17 protein-coding genes are annotated in these 16,507 nt (G+C 66.1%); 11 read left to right on the forward strand and 6 right to left on the reverse strand.

Annotated features, from left to right (window positions below):
* The first annotated feature begins 65 nt into the window (after nucleotides 1-65).
* Nucleotides 66-1,346: a peptide MFS transporter gene (locus tag E3O11_RS10220; RefSeq protein ID WP_092452437.1), complete on the forward strand. Its 1,281-nt coding sequence runs from the start codon at nucleotides 66-68 to the stop codon at nucleotides 1,344-1,346.
* An 83-nt stretch (nucleotides 1,347-1,429) separates the two neighbouring features.
* Here the strand turns inward: E3O11_RS10220 and E3O11_RS10225 are convergent, their stop codons facing one another.
* Both E3O11_RS10225 and E3O11_RS10230 read right to left on the reverse strand, forming a co-directional pair.
* Nucleotides 1,430-2,839 (reverse strand): MFS transporter, encoded by a 1,410-nt coding sequence (locus tag E3O11_RS10225; RefSeq protein WP_092452440.1) that lies wholly within the window; start codon nucleotides 2,837-2,839, stop codon nucleotides 1,430-1,432.
* A 5-nt stretch (nucleotides 2,840-2,844) separates the two neighbouring features.
* Entirely contained in the window at nucleotides 2,845-3,336 is a 492-nt protein-coding gene (locus E3O11_RS10230) for a MarR family winged helix-turn-helix transcriptional regulator (protein WP_092452444.1), read from the reverse strand.
* Between the two features lie 84 nt (nucleotides 3,337-3,420).
* On the opposite strand from E3O11_RS10230, the gene E3O11_RS10235 reads away from it, so the two are divergent.
* The gene (locus E3O11_RS10235) at nucleotides 3,421-4,263 is read left to right on the forward strand and encodes an alpha/beta fold hydrolase (RefSeq protein ID WP_092452446.1); all 843 of its coding nucleotides are present in this window, start codon (nucleotides 3,421-3,423) and stop codon (nucleotides 4,261-4,263) included.
* 9 nt (nucleotides 4,264-4,272) lie between these two features.
* On the forward strand, nucleotides 4,273-5,325 hold the full coding sequence (locus E3O11_RS10240) for a lipoate-protein ligase LplAB (RefSeq protein WP_092452449.1): 1,053 nt from the start codon (nucleotides 4,273-4,275) through the stop codon (nucleotides 5,323-5,325).
* A 71-nt stretch (nucleotides 5,326-5,396) separates the two neighbouring features.
* Here E3O11_RS10240 and E3O11_RS10245 read toward each other — a convergent pair whose 3' ends face one another.
* Nucleotides 5,397-5,735 carry a GNAT family N-acetyltransferase gene (locus tag E3O11_RS10245; protein WP_092452452.1) on the reverse strand — a complete coding sequence of 113 codons (339 nt, stop codon included), beginning with the start codon at nucleotides 5,733-5,735 and terminating at the stop codon, nucleotides 5,397-5,399.
* 49 nt (nucleotides 5,736-5,784) lie between these two features.
* On the opposite strand from E3O11_RS10245, the gene E3O11_RS10250 reads away from it, so the two are divergent.
* Together E3O11_RS10250 and E3O11_RS10255 are read left to right on the forward strand one after the other, a co-directional pair.
* Nucleotides 5,785-6,681, forward strand: coding sequence for a DNA-methyltransferase (locus E3O11_RS10250; RefSeq protein ID WP_092452455.1), 897 nt, complete (start codon nucleotides 5,785-5,787; stop codon nucleotides 6,679-6,681).
* The gene (locus tag E3O11_RS10255) at nucleotides 6,678-7,601 is read left to right on the forward strand and encodes an LLM class F420-dependent oxidoreductase (RefSeq protein ID WP_092452458.1); all 924 of its coding nucleotides are present in this window, start codon (nucleotides 6,678-6,680) and stop codon (nucleotides 7,599-7,601) included. The genes E3O11_RS10250 and E3O11_RS10255 overlap by 4 nt, the downstream gene beginning before the upstream one ends.
* Nucleotides 7,602-7,724: 123 nt before the next feature.
* Here the strand turns inward: E3O11_RS10255 and E3O11_RS10260 are convergent, their stop codons facing one another.
* Nucleotides 7,725-9,140, reverse strand: coding sequence for a GH1 family beta-glucosidase (locus tag E3O11_RS10260; protein ID WP_092452461.1), 1,416 nt, complete (start codon nucleotides 9,138-9,140; stop codon nucleotides 7,725-7,727).
* Nucleotides 9,141-9,320: 180 nt separating this feature from the next.
* Here E3O11_RS10260 and E3O11_RS17645 point away from each other — a divergent pair, with 180 nt between their 5' ends.
* Together E3O11_RS17645 and E3O11_RS10265 are read left to right on the forward strand one after the other, a co-directional pair.
* Nucleotides 9,321-9,458: a hypothetical protein gene (locus tag E3O11_RS17645; protein WP_158251572.1), complete on the forward strand. Its 138-nt coding sequence runs from the start codon at nucleotides 9,321-9,323 to the stop codon at nucleotides 9,456-9,458.
* A 27-nt stretch (nucleotides 9,459-9,485) separates the two neighbouring features.
* Nucleotides 9,486-10,190 carry an amidase domain-containing protein gene (locus E3O11_RS10265; RefSeq protein ID WP_166787566.1) on the forward strand — a complete coding sequence of 235 codons (705 nt, stop codon included), beginning with the start codon at nucleotides 9,486-9,488 and terminating at the stop codon, nucleotides 10,188-10,190.
* Here E3O11_RS10265 and pgm read toward each other — a convergent pair.
* Nucleotides 10,187-11,803, reverse strand: coding sequence for a phosphoglucomutase (alpha-D-glucose-1,6-bisphosphate-dependent) (gene pgm / locus E3O11_RS10270; RefSeq protein ID WP_092452467.1), 1,617 nt, complete (start codon nucleotides 11,801-11,803; stop codon nucleotides 10,187-10,189). The two genes, E3O11_RS10265 and pgm, sit on opposite strands and share 4 nt — an antisense overlap.
* Nucleotides 11,804-11,838: 35 nt before the next feature.
* On the opposite strand from pgm, the gene pheA reads away from it, so the two are divergent.
* Nucleotides 11,839-12,795, forward strand: coding sequence for a prephenate dehydratase (gene pheA, locus E3O11_RS10275; RefSeq protein ID WP_092452470.1), 957 nt, complete (start codon nucleotides 11,839-11,841; stop codon nucleotides 12,793-12,795).
* A complete protein-coding gene (locus tag E3O11_RS10280) occupies nucleotides 12,792-13,283 on the forward strand; it encodes a hypothetical protein (protein ID WP_092452473.1) in 492 nt (163 codons plus the stop codon). Before pheA ends, E3O11_RS10280 begins: the two co-directional genes overlap by 4 nt.
* 32 nt (nucleotides 13,284-13,315) lie before the next feature.
* On the opposite strand, the gene E3O11_RS10285 is transcribed toward E3O11_RS10280, so the two are convergent.
* On the reverse strand, nucleotides 13,316-14,299 hold the full coding sequence (locus E3O11_RS10285; RefSeq protein ID WP_092452476.1) for a diacylglycerol/lipid kinase family protein: 984 nt from the start codon (nucleotides 14,297-14,299) through the stop codon (nucleotides 13,316-13,318).
* 63 nt (nucleotides 14,300-14,362) lie between these two features.
* Here E3O11_RS10285 and serS point away from each other — a divergent pair, with 63 nt between their 5' ends.
* Together serS and E3O11_RS10295 are read left to right on the forward strand one after the other, a co-directional pair.
* Entirely contained in the window at nucleotides 14,363-15,643 is a 1,281-nt protein-coding gene (gene serS, locus E3O11_RS10290; protein ID WP_092452479.1) for a serine--tRNA ligase, read from the forward strand.
* Nucleotides 15,640-16,455: an HAD family hydrolase gene (locus E3O11_RS10295; RefSeq protein ID WP_092452482.1), complete on the forward strand. Its 816-nt coding sequence runs from the start codon at nucleotides 15,640-15,642 to the stop codon at nucleotides 16,453-16,455. Before serS ends, E3O11_RS10295 begins: the two co-directional genes overlap by 4 nt.
* Nucleotides 16,456-16,507: the final 52 nt, after the last annotated feature.

Below are 16,507 nucleotides of genomic sequence, written 5' to 3' on the forward strand. Positions count from 1 at the left end.
TGTGCCTCCTGCTTCGGCAGGAGCCGGTCGATGTTTTCTCCCGGGGCGATTGATAATCATGGCGCATGAGCAAAGTCGTCGACCACGCCGCTGCCCGCGATGACCGCTCCTTCTTTGGACAGCCGCGTTCACTCGCCAACATCTTCGGCGTCGAGATGTGGGAGCGGTTTTCCTTTTACGGCATGCAGGGCATCCTGTTGTTGTATTTATACTTCTCGGCGGCCGACGGCGGCCTGGGAATCCCGCAGACCACTGCGGCCGGCATCGTCGGTGCATACGGCGGTGGCGTCTACCTCGCAACGATCCTCGGCGCCTGGATCGCCGATCGTCTCCTCGGCTCGGAGCGGGTGCTGTTCTGCAGCGCCATCGCCATTATGCTCGGCCACATCGCCCTGGCCGTCGTGCCCGGAATCGGTGGGCTCGTCGCTGGCCTCATCCTGGTGGCTATCGGCAGCGGTGGACTGAAGGCGAACGCAACATCCGTTGTCGGCACGCTCTACGCGCCGGATGCCGCCCGGCGGGTTTCCGATCCTCTGCCGCGTTCACGCTGGCCCCGCTACACCGTCATTGCGATCGCGACGCTCGGCGTTATTGTCGTGCTCGGGCTCACCGGGATGATTACCGCGAGCAATCTGGTCACCATCGTGATCGGGCTGACGATCGTCGGGACAATTGCCTACTTCGTGGTGATCCTGACGAACTGCCAGATCACCACGGTCGAGCGCAAACGGGTCTACGCCTTCATTCCGCTATTTATCGCTAGTGCGGCGTTCTGGTCGCTCTACCAACAGCAATTCACGGTCGTCACGATCTACTCGGACGAGCGACTCGACCGCGCGCTGTTCGGCTGGGAGATGCCGGTGTCCTGTGTGCAGTCCATCAATCCCGTGCTCATCATCGTGCTCTCCGGCATCTTCGCCGCCCTGTTGACCAGGTTGGGAACGCGGCAGCCCTCCACGCAGATCAAGTTCGTGGTGGGAACCGCGGTGATGGGCGGCGCCTTCCTGCTGTTCCTGCCGTTCGCCGGCGGTGCCGCGAACTCGACGCCACTCCTGGCGATGATCGGAATTCTGCTGGTCTTTACAATTGCGGAGCTGCTGCTCTCACCGGTCGGACTCTCGGTCGCCACCAAGCTCGCGCCGGAGGTCTTCAAGACACAGATGGTGGCTCTGTTCTTTCTCTCGGTCGCGCTCGGCTCCGCCGTGTCGGGTGTGCTCGCCACCTGGTACGCCACTGCGCCAGGGCGGGTCTACTTCAGCGTGCTCGGCAGCATCGCGATTGTGCTCGGGCTCCTGCTCGTTCTGATCTCCCGCCCGGTGCTGCGCCTGATGGGTGGGGTTCGCTAGGCCGTCCTTCAGCGGACAACTTTGTCGGGTGCTGCGGGGTCGTAACCCATCGAAGTTGTCTACTCAGTGGCAACCGCCCGAAGTTAGCGCGGAACCGTCGCCTCGACGATCGCGATCTCCCGGGTCGCGGTCTCTCGATCGAGGTCGGGCTCCGATCCCTCGGGCGCGGCCGGCGCCTGCTCCTGCTCCAGCACGGCGGACCGGCCTCGGCGCCTCGGCCGCACCGACGGCGCCTCGCGCCCGTCGCCGGCGTGCAGAACGCGCACCCGGGGCGCCGAGAACGGATGCACCTGCACCCGAAGCCGGCGATACCGCACCATCCAAAACAGCACGACCAGTGCGGCCAACAGGCCGGAGACCCCGGCGAGGCCGAGCGCCCAGCGCGGGCCGAAGGCATCCGCTACCCAGCCGACCAGCGGGGCGCCGAGGGGAGTGCCGCCGACGAAGATGGCCATGTAGAGCGCCATGACGCGGCCGCGCATCTCGGGGCGGGTCGTCGTTTGCACGTAGGCGTTCGCGGTGGTCATCAGGGTGAGCGACGACAGGCCGACCAGGGTGAGAGATATGGCGAAAGTGGCATATGTCGGCATAATGGCCGACAGGGCGCAGGCCAGGCCGAACAGGGCGGCGCCGAGCACGATCAGGCGGAGCCTGGCGCGGCTGCGCCGGGCGGCGAGGAGCGCGCCGATGACAGCGCCGATGGCCATGATCGAGCTGAGCAGGCCGAACTCTGCAGCGCCCTGGCCGAACTCGATTGTGGCCATGGTCGAGGTGAAGATGGCGAAGTTGAGGCCGAAGGTGCCGATCAGAAAGACCGCGATCATGACGACGACGATGTCGGAGCGACCCCGCACGTAGCGGAAGCCGGCGAAGAGTTGGCCGCGCTCCCGGCTTGCCTTCGGTTGGCGACGTAGCTGGTGGGTGCGCAGCAGCGTCATGGCGAAGACGGTCGCGGCGAAGGTGACCGCGTTGATCATGAAGACCCAGCCGGCGCCGACGGCGACCGTGAGCAGACCGGCGGCGGCCGGCCCGATCAGGCGTGCACCGTGGAATGACGCTGAGTTCAGCGCGACCGCGTTCGACAGCTGGTCTTCGGCGACGAGCTCGGAGACGAAGGTCTGACGGGCGGGCGCGTCGATGGCGGCGACGACGCCGAGGCCGAGGGCGAACAGGTAGACGTGCCAGAGCTGGGCCACCTCGAGCACGGTCAGAATGCCGAGGCCGAGCGCGAGCAGGCCCATCAGGGTCTGGGTGAGAATGAGCAGCTTGCGCCGGTTGAAGCGGTCGGCGATGAGGCCGGACCACGGCATGAGCACGAGCTGCGGGCCGAGCTGCAGCGCCATGGTGATGCCGACCGCTGTCGCGTCGTAGTTGGTGAGCTGGGTGAGAACGATCCAGTCCTGGGCGGTGCGCTGCATCCAGGTGCCGATGTTCGACACCAAAGCCCCCGCGAACCAGATGCGGTAATTGACGACGCTCAGCGAGCGAAACATGGCACTCAACTGTCGGCGAGCTCCTTCATGATGATGGTCGCGTCGGCGAGGGTGCTGCGCTGGGCGGGACTGAGCTGGGCGACGCGTTGCACCAGCCAGGCATCTCGACGCTTGCGGGTCTCGGTCATCATCTCGCTCGCGGCATCCGTTGTGCGCAGCACAATTTTGCGGCCGTCGAGGGTGGAATCGGTGCGGGCGACGAGGCCGGCATCGACGAGGCATTTGACCGTGCGGGTCATTGACGGCGGGGTGACGCGCTCGAACTCGCTGAGTTCGGTGAGCGTTAGCGGGCCGTGCACGTAGAGCACGCCGAGGGCTGAGAACTGGCCGCTGCCGAGTTCGTTCTCGGCCTTCTCCTGGCGCAGGCGGCGGGCGAGGCGGCCGTTGGCCAGACGAAATTCGTGGCTGAGCTCGGCGGTGTTGTTCGCCGCGGCGGGCTCGCTGTTCAGGGGCGGCTGCGCCTTGATGACGCCGAGGGCCGCGGTCTTGGGGTGCATTCGTGATTCCATATGTCCTTAGCATAGCAAATTAGCTATGCTAAGGATATTGGCAGCAGGCCCGGAACAGGGCAGACTATCCTCGTGCCCACATATACGGATGCCTCTGGCCTGGTCGTCACCTACTACGTCTGGCCGATCGACGCCCCCAAAGCCGTGATCCAGCTCGCCCACGGCGTCGGCGAACACGCCCAGCGCTACGCGGCGCTCGCCGCGGACCTTAATCGAGCCGGCTACAGCGTCTACGCCGACGACCACCTCGGCCACGGCCAGACCGGGCTAGCCCAGCATGGCGGTGACCACACGAAACTTGGTCGGCTGGGCGCCGGCGGGCTGCGCGCGGCCGTGGCCGGCGTGCATGAGCTGAGTGGAATCATCCGCTCAGAAAACCCGACACTGCCCCTCGTGCTGCTCGGACACAGCTGGGGATCGTTCATGGCCCAAATGATCGTGAACGCGCACGCCGCCGAGTACGACGCGATCGTGCTCTCCGGCAGCGCCTACCGCTGGCCGGGCTATCTCGACGGCGGCGACCTTAACCGCAAGCACAAAACACTCGGCACGACCGGAGTCGAGTGGCTCAGCCGGGACCCGGCCGTAGCGCAGGCGTTCGTGGCCGACCCGCTGACCACGGCGACGCCGCTCGCCAAGCTGTTCGGCCTGCGTGAGGCTGCCCGCCTGTTCGGCCGGCCAGCGAAAAATCTGCCCAGCGAACTGCCCATGCTCGTGCTAGTCGGCGGCGACGACACCGTCGGCGGCGAACGCAGCGCGCTCAAACTGGTGACCTCTTATATCAAGCGGTCGGGGTTGCGCGATGTGCGCCTGATCGTGTACCCGGGTGCGCGCCACGAGGTCTTCAACGAGATCAACCGCGACGAGGTCATCGGCGACCTCGTCTCCTGGCTCGACGAACGATTCACGCCGTAGGCTGAAACCATGCATGGTGAATATAAGGTTCCGGGCGGCAAACTGGTCGTCGTTGATCTCGATGTCGTCGACGATGTCATCGCCAATTTTCGTCTGGCCGGGGATTTCTTTCTCGAACCCGACGATGCCCTCGAGGACATCAACGCGGCGGTGACCGGCCTGCCCGCCGGCAGTACGGCCGCTGCGATCGCGGACGCCGTGCGTGGCGCGCTGCCGGCCGGCGCGATTCTGCTCGGCTTCTCGCCGGAGGCCGTCGCGGTCGCCATTCGTCGGTCGCTCGCGCAGGCGAGCACCTGGCGCGACTACGACTGGCAGATCATCCACGCCCAGACGCCGGTCGCGCCCGTGCTGCAGATGGCCCTCGACGAGGTGCTCGCCACCGAGGTCGGCGAGGGACGACGCCAACCCACCCTACGCATCTGGGAGTGGAACGAACCGGCCGTCGTCATCGGCAGTTTTCAGTCGCTCAAAAACGAGGTCGACCCCGAGAACGCCGCGAAGTACGGCTTCACCGTGGTTCGGCGCATCAGCGGCGGCGGCGCCATGTTCATGGAGGCCGGCTCGGTCATCACCTATTCGATCTACGCGCCGACCGACCTCGTGCAGGGCATGAGCTTCGCCGACTCCTACGCCTTTCTGGACGAGTGGGTCATCACCGCGCTCAAATCGCTCGGCATCGACGCGCACTACCAGCCGCTCAATGACATCACGAGCCCGACCGGCAAGATCGGCGGGGCCGCCCAGAAACGTCTCGGAAGCGGCGCCGTACTGCACCACGTCACCATGAGCTACGACATGGACGGCGAAAAAATGGTGCAGGTGCTGCGCATTGGCCGCGAAAAACTCAGCGACAAGGGCATTACGAGTGCCGCCAAGCGCGTCGATCCGTTGCGCAGCCAGACCGGCCTGAGCCGTGCCGAGATCATCGAACGCATGAAGGAGACCTTCACCGGCCTCTACGGTGCCTCCGAGGGCGACGTCACCGCCGAGGAATACGCCAAGGCCACCGAGCTCGTCGCGAACAAGTTCAGCACCGAGGAATGGCTGACCCGGGTTCCCTAGATGAGCGGATGCCGACATCCGCTCACCCAGAATCGGCTGCCGGCTGCCGGCTGCCGGCTGCCGGCTGCCGGCTACCGGCCGCGGGTCAGCAGGTCCTGGTACTCCGCGTGCGTGTCGATCCAATGCGCCACATACGAACAATCGGCCACCACGGCCAGGTCGGTGCGCACGCGCACGTCGTCGAGCGCCTGCTCGACCAGGATGCTCGCCAAACCGTGGGCGCGCCGGGTCGGGTCGACCTCGGTGTGAGTGAAATGCACCGCCGATTGCGTGGTGACGTAGTCGGCCAGGCCGACGCAGTCGTCGCCGAGCCAGACCGTGTACCTGTTCTGCTCGGGGGTGTGGCGCACCTGCAGAGTGCCGGCTTCAGCCAGATCCTGCGAGTGGATGGTAGCCGATTCAGCAGTCATCCAGACAGACTAAGCCGATAGACGGCGCGGAGGCTGAAAGAATAGACAAATGCCTTTCTCGTGGACACCGACCAGTCCGAGCCGTGTCATCCACGCCAACAACCTCAAGGTGTTGCCGAGCCTGCCGGACGGTGCCTTCACCCTGATCTATCTCGACCCGCCGTTCAACACCGGCCGGTCACAGAAACGCCAGACCACCACGTCGGTGCGTTCGGTCGCCACCGATGGATCCCACGCGACCGGAACGATCACCGGATTCAAGGGCCAGCGCTACGAGCGCATCAAGGGCGACCTGCTCGGCTACGACGACCAGTTTGAGGACTATTGGGCTTTTCTGGAGCCGCGCCTGATCGAGGCCTGGCGGCTGCTGGCCGACGACGGCACGCTCTACCTGCACCTCGATTACCGCGAAGCGCACTACGCCAAGGTGCTTCTCGACGCCCTGTTCGGCCGGGAATGCTTTCTCAACGAGCTCATCTGGGCTTACGATTACGGTGCCAAATCGAAGAACAAGTGGCCGACCAAACACGACACGATTCTGGTCTACGTGAAGAATCCGGCCAGCTACTACTTCGACTCCACGACCGTAGACCGGGAGCCGTATATGGCCCCTGGTCTGGTCACGCCCGAAAAAGTCGCCAAGGGCAAACTGCCGACGGATGTCTGGTGGCACACCATCGTCTCGCCCACCGGCAAGGAGAAAACCGGCTACCCCACTCAGAAACCGGTCGGAATCCTGCGGCGCATCATCCAGGCGTCCAGTCGCGAGGGCGACTGGGTGCTCGACTTCTTCGCTGGCAGCGGCACCACCGGAGCCGTCGCGGCCGCCCTCGGCCGTCGCTTCGTACTGATCGACCAGAACCCCGAAGCACTCGTCGTGATGCGTGCCCGGTTCGAGCTGGTGCCAGGCGTCGAATTTCTAGAACTAACTCAGGAGAACCCATGAAATTTCGCATTTTCACCGAGCCCCAGCAGGGTGCCAGCTACGATGACGTCCTGGCCGTCGCGCAGGCCACCGAGCGGCTCGGCTTCGACGCATTCTTTCGCAGCGACCATTACCAGGTCATGGGTGACGGTGATGGCCTGCCCGGCCCGACGGATGCCTGGACCACCCTCGCCGGGTTGGCGCGGGAGACAAAACGCATCCGTTTGGGTACCCTGGTCTCCTCGGTGACCTACCGGCCGCCGGGAATTCTGGCCATCCAGGTCGCGCAGGTCGACCAGATGTCGGGTGGGCGCGTCGAGCTCGGCCTCGGCACCGGCTGGTTCGAGCAGGAGCACCTCGCCTACGGCATCCCGTTTCCGGACAAACGGTTCGGCCTGCTCGAGGAACAGCTCGAGATCATCACCGGGCTGTGGAACACCCCGGTCGGGGCCCGCTACGACTTCGCCGGCGAGCACTACACCCTCGTCGATTCGCCGGCGCTGCCGAAGCCCACACAGGCGCGAGTGCCGGTGATCGTGGGTGGCGGCGGTGCCAAGCGCACCCCGAAACTCGCGGCTCGCTTCGCGACCGAGTTCAACCTGCCGTTTCCCGACTTCGCCGACATTGCGGGCAAGTTCGACGGCGTGCGGGCGGCCTGTGAGGCCATCGACCGCGACCCGGCCGAGCTCACCTACTCGGCGGCGCTGATCGCCGTCGGCGGCTCGGATGAGACGGAGTTCGCCCGCCGGGCGGCCTCGGTCGGTCGCGAGCCGGCCGAGCTGCGTGAGCACGGCCTTGCAGGCACCGCCTCCGAGATCGTCGACCGACTCGGCGCTCTCGCCGATTCCGGCGTCGAGTGCGTCTACCTGCAGATCATGGATCTGTCCGACCTCGAGCACCTGGAGTTTTTGGCCGCCGAGGTGGTTCCGCAGCTGCGCTGAGGCGCGCCGAGCGGATGCCGCGGCGCCGGCATCCGTCGGTGGCAAGCGTTTGGGGAGCTCGCACGTGTTCGAACCAGTGCCAACCTCCTAAACACGTGCCGCGAGGCCCGGGCGGCGCCCGGCTCAGCCCCCCTGTGCCGCCCGAATGTGCGCCGCGTACATGCGCCCACTGTCCTTCACCGTGCGTTCGAGCGTCTTGTAGTCGACCCGCACGATGCCAAACCGTTTCTCGTAGCCGTACGACCACTCAAAGTTGTCGAGCAGTGACCAGACGAAGTACCCGCGCACGTCGGCGCCGGCCGCGATAGCCTCGCCCACCTTGTTGATGTGCGCCACGATGTACTCCGTGCGTTCCGCATCGTGCACGGCGCCGTCGGCGCTCACCGTGTCGTCGTAGGCGGCACCGTTCTCGGTGACGTAGAGCGGCGGCAGGCGGTCGTACTCCTGGCCGAGGCGCACCAACAGCAGACGCAGGCCGTCGGGGTTGACCTCCCAGTCCATCGCGGTGCGGGGCAGTCCGCGGCTGGGGAAGGTGATGTACTTCGATCCGATCCACGGCGAACCGACGGGCCGGTCGGCGCCTCCGGCGTGACCATCGGTCGCCGAGGCATCCGCATGGCCGCTCACGAGGTCATCGTGATAGTGGTTGACCCCCAGAAAATCCAGCGGGGAGCTGATGATGGAAAGGTCATCGGAGTGGATGACCTCGGCGAGTCCGAAAGGCTCGAGGTCGTGCAGGGTGTCGTCGGGGTAGGTGCCGCGCAGCAGTGGGTCGAGGAAGATGCGGTTGGCGAGCGAGTCGAGTCGACGGGCCGCTTCAATGTCGATCGGGTCGGCCGCATCGCGCGGTACGGCATTTGTGAGATTCAGGGTGATCCCGAGGTTCTGCGCCCCGGCCGAGCGCAGCGCGTTCACCGCGAGCCCGTGCGCGAGGTGCTGGTGATGCACCGCAGCGACCGCAGCCCGGCCATCTTGCCGGCCCGGCGCATGGGCGCCCGATCCGTAGCCGAGCAGTGAGGAGCAGAACGGCTCGTTGAAGGTGGTCCAGTGGGTGACCCGGTCGCCCAGCGCGGAGTAGACATCCCTTGCGTAGTCGACGAACCGGTAGGCGGTGTCGCGGTTCGCCCAGCCGCCTTCCTCCTCGAGGGCCTGCGGCAGGTCCCAGTGGTACAGGGTGAGCCAGGGAAGAATGCCGGCGCCGAGCAGCTCGTCGACCAGGCGGGAGTAGAAGTCCAGCCCCTCGGGGTTCATCGCTCGATCGCCCGGGCGCACGCGGGCCCAGCTGGTCGAGAACCGGTAGGCGTCGAGGCCGAGCGAGGACATGAGCCGCACATCGGCGGGCATCCGGTGGTAGTGATCGACCGCTGTCTCAAGGTCGTCGTCGCCCGCGATGGCGCCCTTCACCCGCGCGAACGCATCCCAGATCGAATCTTCCTTGCCACCGGCGTGGCCGGCGCCCTCGATCTGCGCGGCGGCCGTCGCCGACCCCCAGAGAAATCCGTGCGGCCAGGTGAACGGTGTGGGTGTGATCTGCGACATGACAAAACGGTACCCCGCGGCGAGACATTGGACCAGTGCTTTGACGATGGCTCGCGTAACTGCGGATATCAAGTCGAACCCTCCCCGCAATCGCCCAGAACGGGTCGTCGCGGCTGAGATCTCGGCAGGGATGCACGCGGCATTCGGGGCTCTCAGATTCGGCGCAGCTAAGCTCGAAACATGTTGCAGAACAACGAACCCACCGAGGCCGATCAGCGGCGCACCCGGCGCCGGTTTTTGATCGGGGTTCTCATCGTTGGAGTGGTCGTCGCGCTCGCGGCGATCGGCCTTTATCTGAGCGCCGCGCTCAGCGTTTAAACAATCAGAAGTGAGTACAACGTGCAGTTGACAAGGTGGCAGCGACTCGGCCTGACGACGGCCGTGGGTGCCGTGCTCGCGGTCGGCGCGACGGCGCTCGTCGTGCAGGCCCTCGAAGGACCGGCCGACCCCACCAAGACGGCGCAGACACCGGATGCCGCAACCCCAGCCACAACGCAGGAACCGGTTCGCGCCACCCCCGCCGACACGGCCGCTGCGGCCACGGTCGAGGCGGAGCCTGGCCTCAGCGCCCCCGTCGCCGCGCAGATCGATTACCTCCTCGCGCACTGGAGCCTGGAAAACTACAACACAGCCGAGTGGGGCGTGCTCGGGGAGAACGACTGCGTCAACTTCGCCAGCCAGGCCATGATCGCCCGCGGCTGGACCATGGACAGCGTCTGGTCGAGCCCGAAGAACGGCAACGCCTACGACGCCTCGGCCGCCTGGCGCAGTTCCACAGCATTCATGAATTACATCGCGCATACCGGCAAGGCCGCCGCCCTGACCGATCAGCAGCGTGATCAGGTCAAGGTCGGCGACATCGTGCAGTTCGACTGGGACAATTCCGGCGACCGCGACCACACCGCCATTGTCACCAGGGTGGAGAAGGTCGGCGACACGATCGAGATCTCGTTCGCCGGGCACACCCTCGATTCCGACTTCCGCTCGGTCGACACGGCAATCACCGTGGATCACCCGGGCGGCACGGCGTACTACTGGAGTGTTCCTTAGGCGATCGCGGCGTCGACGATGGCCTTGGCCTCGAGCTGAACCTGCGCCAGGTGGTCGTCACCCAGAAACGACTCGGCGTAGATCTTGTAGACGTCTTCGGTGCCGCTCGGCCGCGCCGCAAACCAGGCGTTCTCGGTGGTGACCTTCACGCCGCCGATCGCAGCGCCGTTGCCGGGCGCAACGCTGAATTTGCCGGTGATCTTCTCGCCGGCCAACTCCGTAGCCGTGATCATCGAGCCGTCGAGCTTGGCCAGGGCGGCCTTCTGCGCGGGCGTGGCCGCGGCATCCACTCGCGCATAGGACGGTGCGCCGAAATGCTCGGTCAGTTCCGCATACCGCTGCGAGGGCGTCTTGCCGGTGACCGCGAGAATCTCGGCGGCCAGCAGGGCCAACAGAATGCCGTCCTTGTCGGTGGTCCAGACGGTGCCGTCGAAGCGCACGAAGCTCGCGCCGGCGCTCTCCTCGCCGCCGAAAGCCACCGAGCCGTCGATGAGGCCGGGCACGAACCATTTGAAGCCGACAGGAACCTCCCACAGGTCGCGGCCGAGAAAGCCGGTGACCCGGTCGATCATGGTCGACGAGACGAGAGTCTTGCCGACTGCGGCGTCGATCTTCCAGCCTTCGCGGTGGCTGTACAGGTAGTCGATCGCGACGGCCAGAAAGTGGTTCGGGTTCATCAGGCCAGCGTCGGGCGTGACGATACCGTGCCGGTCGGCGTCGGCGTCGTTGCCGGTCAGAATGTCGTACTCGTCTTTGTGCGCGACAACGGATGCCATCACCGACGCGCTCGACGGATCCATCCGGATCTTCTCGTCCCAGTCCAGCGTCATGAATCGCCAGGTCGGGTCGACCTTCGGGTTGACCACGACGAGGTCGATTTCGTAGCGGTCGCGGATGGCGCCCCAGTAGCCGACGCTCGCGCCGCCGAGCGGGTCGGCGCCGATGCGGATTCCGCTGGTGCGGATGGCCTGCATGTCGATGATGTTTTCGAGGTCGTTGACGTAGTTGCCGCGAAAGTCGTAGGTTTCCACGGCGCTCGGCTCGCTCCGTAGCACGCCGTCGAGGCCGCCCGCGATGAGCTCGTTGGCGCGGCCCGCGATCCAGGAAGTGGCGTCGCTGTCGGCCGGACCGCCGTGCGGCGGGTTGTACTTGAAGCCGCCGTCCATTGGCGGGTTGTGGCTCGGGGTGACGACGATGCCGTCGGCCAGGTCGCCGTGCTCGCCGCGGTTGTAGGCCAAAATGGCGTGCGACAACGACGGGGTGGGCACGTAGTCGTCGAACTCGTCGACCAGCACACGCACGCCGTTGGCGACGAGCACCTCGAGGGCGGTCGTGTAGGCCGGACCGCTCAGGGCGTGCGGATCGGTGCCGATGAACAGGGGCCCTGTAATGCCCTGGCCCGCGCGATATTCCACGATGGCCTGGGTGGTGGCGCTGATGTGGTCCTCGTTGAACGCGGTGTTCAGCGAACTCCCGCGATGCCCGGAGGTGCCGAAAACGACCCTCTGGGCTGGGACCCGGGCATCCGGTTTCAAATCGTAATAGGCCTTGACCAGCCCATCGACGTCGATCAGGTCAGATTCCAGGGCTCGGGTGCCCGCGCGTTCGCTCATGAGCACAGTCTGGCACCACCGGTAGGCTGTCAGCCATGCCCGACGCGCCGAATCCAGCCCAGACCCGCACCTACAGCTATCTGGGCCCGGCCGGAACCTTTACCGAAGCGGCCCTCGCGCAGGTGCCCGAGGCGCGCGGCCAGATCTGGCGCCCGGTCAACAACGTGGGCGAGGCCTTAGCTGATGTCGTCTCCGGCCGCAGTTTCGCGGCCATGATCGCCATCGAGAATTCCGTCGACGGCGGCGTCACCGCCACGCAGGACGCCCTGGCCAGCGTGCCAAACCTGCGCATTATCGGCGAATATCTGGTGCCGGTGAATTTCGTGCTCGTCGCCCGCCCAGGCGCGACTCTGGCCGACGTGCGGGTCATCAACGCGCATCCGGTCGCCTACGGGCAGTGCCGCATCTGGCTCGAACAGACCCTGCCGAGCCACGGCCACATCCCCGCATCGAGCAACGTCGCCGCTGCCTCCGCCCTCTTAAGCACCGATCAAGCGGATGCCGCGATCGCCCCGCCCGGAATCGACAAACACCACGACCTCGTCGTTCTCGCCTCGAATATCGGGGACAACCCCAACGCCGTCACTCGGTTCGTGCTGGTCGGCCGCACCGCCGAACTCACCGCACCGACCGGCGCCGACAAGACCAGCCTCATCATCGAGCTGCCAAGTGACCGCTCCGGTGCCCTGCTCGAAATGCTCGAGCAGTTCGCCACCCGCGGCGTGAACCTCAGCCTCATCCAATCCCGGCCGATCGGCGATTCCCTCGGTCGCTACCGCTTCGTCGTCGATGCCGAGGGGCACATCCTCGACGAACGGGTCGCCGACGCGTTGCTGGGCCTACGCCGGTTCAGCCCCAAGGTGATCTTTCTCGGGTCGTATCCGCGGGCCGACAAGCGCCCGATCGAGTTCACCTCGCGCTACGACGACGGCATCTTCATCGAGGCCCGCGACTGGCTGCGCGGACTGATCGCGGGGGAGCCCACCCAATGACCGACCCGCGCTTTGACCCGAATCACGATGCCCGGTATCAGCGTGGCTATGAGCCCGGTGGCTCGGCGGATTCCGGTGGCTCGGCGATGACCGAACTGTTCGCGCCCACCTCTCCCAACCAGCCAGAAGCATTCGTCGGCACAGCCGGGCGCGACTCGGGCGCGCTTCCCGTGCCTGCAGACGGTACAGCTGACGACGACGAGCCTCTCGACCAATACGAGCCGCGTAATCCGTTCATCATCGCCTTGTGGATTCTTGGGCCAGCCCTCATCATCGGCGGGATGATCCTGCAGGTGCGCACGATTACTGCCACCTATTTCAGCTCGGGCTTCGCCGGATCCTCGAGTGCGGAGGTACCCATCGAGATGGTGATGCAGCAGTTGATCTACGCTCTCGCGCCCGCAATGATCTCCACCGGTCTACTCACCGTTGTGGGCCTGCTGTTCGTCCACGCCCTGCGGTGGCGTTCCCGATCGTCGCGCCGATAGCTAGCTCAGCCATCTCACTCAGGCCATCTCACTCAGGCCGGCACACGCACGATCAGCGCGCCAGCATCGGCGTGTAGCCGCACCTTCTGCACCAGCCCGAACTCGTCGCCGTCGAGCTCGAAATCCTGGGGGTGCTCAAGAGCGATGCGAATATCGGGCCCGCGCAGGGTCGTCATCACGCGCTCATTCGATGACTCCGTAGCCGCAATCATGCGTCGCCCCACCGCCGAGCGACGCAGCACGCCGTTCTCCCAGGTCACCCGTCGCCAGATGGTGAGCCAGCCGAGCACACCCTTGGGCTGCAGTACGGCAATGTCGAGAATCCCGTCGTCGAGGCGAGCGTGAGGCAGAAACTGAATATTTCCCGGCAGCAGCCCGCAGTTGGCGACGAGAATGGCGCTCACCTGCGCCGGGCGGTCGGTGCGTCCGGCAACGCTGTAGCGGATGCGAAATGGCCGCGCCTTCGGCAGTGCCCGCGCAACCCCGTCCACGTAGGCGAGCCAGCCCACCTGCTTCTTCAGGTCGTCGCGGGTGTGGGCGATCATCTGCGCGTCGAGGCCGACACCGGCCATGACCAGAAATACGTGTTCCTCGACCGCCCCGGCCTCGGTGGTGATGCTGGCGACGCCGAGGTCGATGGACTTGTCCTCGCCGCTGAAGGCGATCGCGGTGGCCGCGTCGATGCTGCCGAGCGGCAGATCGAGGTTGCGGGCGAGCAGGTTGCCGGTGCCCGACGGCACGATGGCCATGCGCACGCCGGAATCACGCAGCGCCTCGGCCACGGCGCGAACGGTGCCGTCGCCGCCGGCCGAGACGACCATCGAGGCTCCGCCGTCGAGTGCCTGTTTGGTGGCGGCCTGACCGACGTCATCCTTGCTCGTTTCAAACCACTGCGTTTCGCCCCAGCCGGCAGACTGCTCGGCCGCGGCCACGCTGGCCCGCAGCTTGGCGAGGTCAACTTTCACCGGGTTGTAGACGACGGCGGCGTGCTGGTTGCGGCGTTCGGAGGCGGTCACGAGGCCTAGGCTACTGGGTTGACTCCGCGTTTGCCCGTCAGCGCGCACTTGTAGACTGGCCGGGTGATTGATCCGGTGCTGTTACGCGAAAACCCTGACCTCTTCAAGCGTTCGCAGGGGGCCCGTGGTGACTCCGTCGAAGCGGTAGAAGCCGCGCTCGCCGCCGACGCCGAACGGCGTTCTGCGATCACAGCCTTCGAAGACCTGCGGGCAGCCCAGAACCTGTTCGGGAAGCGTGTCGCGGCCGCGCCCAGTGCGCAGAAGAAGGCCCTCGTCGCCGAAGCGCAGAGTCTTGCCGCCGAGGTGAAGGCAGCCGGGGTCATCGCCGGCGAGGCCGATGCCCGCTTCACGGCAATCGTGAAAACCATCGCCAACCCCATCATCGACGGCGTTCCGGCCGGTGACGAGGCCAACTTCGTGACCCTGCGCACCCACGGCGAGGCCCCCGTGTTCGACTTCGAACCGCGCGACCATCTAGAACTCGGCGAATTGCTCGGTGCCATCGACATGCCCCGCGGCGCCAAGGTTTCCGGCACCCGCTTCTACTTTCTCAAAGGCATCGGCGCCCGCCTCGAAATCGCGCTCATGAACATGGCGCTCGACCGGGCACTCGAAGCGGGCTTCGTGCCGCTCATCACCCCCACCCTCGTGCGCCCCGAAATCATGGACGGTACCGGTTTTCTCGGCGAGCACAACGACGAGGTCTACTACCTGCCCGCCGACGACCTGTACCTCACCGGCACGAGCGAGGTCGCTCTTGCCGGCTACCACAAAGACGAGATCCTCGACCTGTCCGAGGAGCCGCTGCGCTACGCCGGCTGGAGCACCTGCTACCGCCGCGAGGCCGGTTCGGGCGGAAAAGACACCCGCGGCATCATTCGCGTGCACCAGTTCAACAAGCTCGAAATGTTCACCTACGTGCTGCCCGAAAATGCCGAAGCCGAGCACGATCGCCTCGTGGCCCTGCAGGAGGGCATGTTGCAGTCCCTCAGCCTGAGCTACCGGGTGATCGATGTGGCCGCCGGCGACCTCGGGTCGAGCGCCGCCCGCAAGTTCGACATCGAGGCTTGGGTGCCCAGCCAGAACGCGTTCCGCGAGCTGACCAGCACGAGCAACTGCACCACCTACCAGGCGCGCCGCCTGGACATCCGTTATCGCACCGAATCGGGCAAGACTGCGCCGGTCGCGACCCTCAACGGCACGCTCGCCACCACCCGCTGGCTCGTCGCCATGCTCGAAACGCATCAGCAAGCGGATGGCTCGGTGAGCGTCCCCGAGGCGCTGCGGCCTTACCTCGGCGGCCTCGAGGTGCTCACGCCCCTCCAGGTGAAGGGCGCGAAGTGACGTCGATCGTCAGCGAAGAGCCGTGGCTGGTCGCCCTCGACATCGACGGCACCACGATGCACGAGGACGGCTCGATCAGCCAGTCCGTGATCGACGAGGTCGCCCGGCTCGCCTTGCAGGGCCACGAGGTTATGCTCGCCACCGGGCGCTCGGCCGCCGCTGCCCTGCCGGTTCTCGACCGACTCGGAATTTCGCCGCGCTACGTGGTCTGCTCCAACGGGGCCATCACGATGCACCGCGACGCCACCGCCCCGCTCGGCTACCGCCGTGAATGGGTGGAAACCTTCGACCCGAGCGATGTGCTCACCTCGATTCGGGCGCACCTCGGCTCGGCCCGCTTTGCGGTCGAAGACGAGCATGGCTTTTACCGCTACACCGAACCGATTCCCGATGCCACGATCGGCATGGACAGTGAACGGGTCGACTTTGACGAGCTGCTGAAACACCAGGCGACCCGCGTGGTCGTCATCTCGCCCGACCACGACATGGAGGATTTTCTCCAGGTGGTCGAGCGCATGGGGCTGAACCGGGTGAGCTATGCGATCGGGTGGACCGCCTGGCTCGATATCGCCCCCGACGGCGTCAACAAGTCAACCGCGATGGAGCGGGTGCGCGTGGCCATGGGTGTGCCGCGTGAGCGCGTGATGGCCGTCGGCGACGGACGCAACGACATTGACATGCTGCAATGGGCCGCCGAATTCGGTCGTGGCGTGGCCATGGGCGAGTCGCCCGACGACGTTCTCGCCGCTGGGTCGGAGATCACCGGCAACGTGACCAGCGATGGCCTGGCCACGGTGTTGCGCACGCTCTGACTCGCATCCAGCCGTTTTTCAGGCACCTCTGTCAGCCTGAGCAGTCTGCCAT

Origin of the sequence: Cryobacterium levicorallinum, from assembly GCF_004402405.1 — a bacterium.
Lineage (GTDB): Bacteria > Actinomycetota > Actinomycetes > Actinomycetales > Microbacteriaceae > Cryobacterium > Cryobacterium levicorallinum.